Genomic DNA, 2,384 nt, shown 5'->3' with positions numbered 1-2,384 from the left:
CAAACCCACTACCAGGAAATCTTGCAACGGATGGAAGCACAAATTTATCGGTTGGATTACCGGAGTGCCCTGACTGCCCTGGCACAGCTTCAACAGCAGATGGGAACAAGCGGGGCTGGGGAAGCGTGATGAAGGCGGCAAAACAAAAAATCTTGATTGTGGACGACCACCCCGAAAACATTCACATACTGCGCAATGTGCTGCATGATGACTACAAGGTGTACTTTGCCCTGAACGGCAACGATGCCCTTCACTTTGTTTCTGTCATTCATCCGGACTTGATTTTGTTGGATATTATCATGCCAACACTGGATGGCTTTGCGGTGTGTAGCCGCATAAAGTCCAGGGAAGAGACAAGAAACATACCGGTCATCTTTATCACTGCAAAAAACAGCGAAGAGGATGAAACCCATGGCCTGGCTTTGGGAGCTGTGGACTTTATCAGCAAGCCTTTCAATCCGCCGATCGTCAAGGCCCGCATCCAAACCCATCTGAATCTGGTCAACACATTTGCACAACTCCGAGACCGGGAAAGCCTGCTGCGCTCGATACTGGACAATGCCATGGATGCCATTATCACAACGGATGCCACGGGCGCGGTGCTGGATTTTAATCCGGCAGCGGAAAAGTTGTTCGGCTACCAAAAAAAGGAGATCACAGGCAAAGAAATTTCTGAATTGATCGTACCTCCTGAATCGCGTACCCAACACTTGACGAAGATGGCCGACTTTGTCAAGCACGCGGATCCTGCGGTCGTGTTTACCAAGCGGTTTGAAGTCACCGCCATGAGGAGCAATGGCAGTACGGTGGATATTGAGGTATCCCTGGCAACCTCCCGCAGAGGCAAGGATCTCTATTTTACCGCCTTTGCCCATGATATTTCCGAACGTCGCTTGCTGATGAATTCACTCAACCAGACCCTGAAGTCTGCTGAACTGGCCAACCAGGCCAAAAGTGAATTTTTGGCTAATATGAGTCATGAAATTCGTACCCCCATGAATGCCATCATCGGCTTGACCCAGTTGGCACTGAAATCCGAATTGACACCAAAATTGCAGGATTATCTGGCCAAGATTGACAAATCCTCTCACTCCATGTTGAGCGTCATCAATGACATTCTGGACTTTTCCCGGATTGAGGCGGGCAAGATGCGGTTGACCCCCATTGCATTCCATTTGCAAGACGTTTTGAACCATTTAAACGACATGTTTGTTCATCAGGTTGATGAAAAGGGCATTGCCCTGCAATGGTCCGTCCCGGAAGGCATTCCCACCCTGTGGGGGGATGCCATGCGTTTGGAACAGGTGTTGACCAATCTGATCGGCAATGCGATCAAGTTTACCGAGCGCGGTGAGGTTCACGTATTGACCGTTCTGGGTGAACAACGTGTCAACCAGATTTTGCTCAAATTTTCTGTTCATGACAGTGGCATAGGCATCTCCCCGGATCGGTTGTTGGAACTGTTTGAACCTTTTGTCCAGGCCGATGGTTCCATCACCCGCAAATATGGAGGGACCGGTTTGGGGTTGGTGATATGCAAGCGAATTGTCAACATGATGGGGGGCAAGATCTGGGTGGAGAGCCAACAGGGAACTGGCAGCACCTTTCATTTCACGGCAGCCTTTGAGATCAAATCCCGTCATGGAGAGCGGCCATCCATTCCGGCCTCTACGCTGCATCAGTTGAATGTATTGCTGTTGGGTACAGAGGATGACTCCACGAAGGAGATCGAAAAAATATTGCAATCTCTTACCTTTATAACGACGACGGTCTATGACATCTCTTCTGCGGCAACCGCACTGCAGGAGGCGCACAAAGTCGACAAACCGCATGCATTATTGGTCATGAACCAGCACCATCCAGACCTGGATATGGTTCAGTTGTTTGCGGCACTCAGCCGTAAATTGGCCAAACGTTTCCCTGATGTTGTGATGCCCAAGTCTGTTTTGTTGACCAATGGTGACAGTGCCCTGGTGGCTCAAAGGGCGAAAAGTGCGGGCATCAGTGCCTGCTTTGAACAACCGCTCAGACGCTCTTCCCTGTTCAATACCCTGCTGGACATGTTCAGCACGACAGCGGTTTATACGCCACCAGCAGGCGAACTGGGCTCCACAGATGCCCATCTCAAGGCGGCTCTCGGCGGTACTCGAGTACTCGTTGTCGAAGACAACCCGATCAACAGACAGGTTATTCGTGAGTTATTGGAACGTATCGGGGTGGTTGTGGAAGAGGCCGAACACGGGGGGATCGCCTTGCGCATGCTGCAAACCAGCCCTTACGACATCGTGTTGATGGATTTGCAGATGCCAGAGATGGATGGTCTGACCGCCACCCGTATTATTCGGAGCAATGCGCGCTTCAAAGCACTACCCATTATTGCCATG

General features: G+C 50.7%; 1 protein-coding gene. It reads left to right on the top strand.

Annotated features, from left to right (window positions below):
* Positions 1-128: 128 nt before the first annotated feature.
* On the top strand, positions 129-2,384 hold a 2,256-nt coding region (locus HWQ67_RS16450; RefSeq protein WP_218253772.1), incomplete at its 3' end, for a response regulator.

Source organism: Candidatus Magnetobacterium casense, assembly GCF_019173545.1.
In the GTDB taxonomy this organism is placed as follows: domain Bacteria; phylum Nitrospirota; class Thermodesulfovibrionia; order Thermodesulfovibrionales; family Magnetobacteriaceae; genus Magnetobacterium; species Magnetobacterium cryptolimnobacter.
The sequence above is the reverse complement of the archived record's forward strand: the minus strand, read 5'-3'. Positions and strand labels throughout refer to the sequence as shown.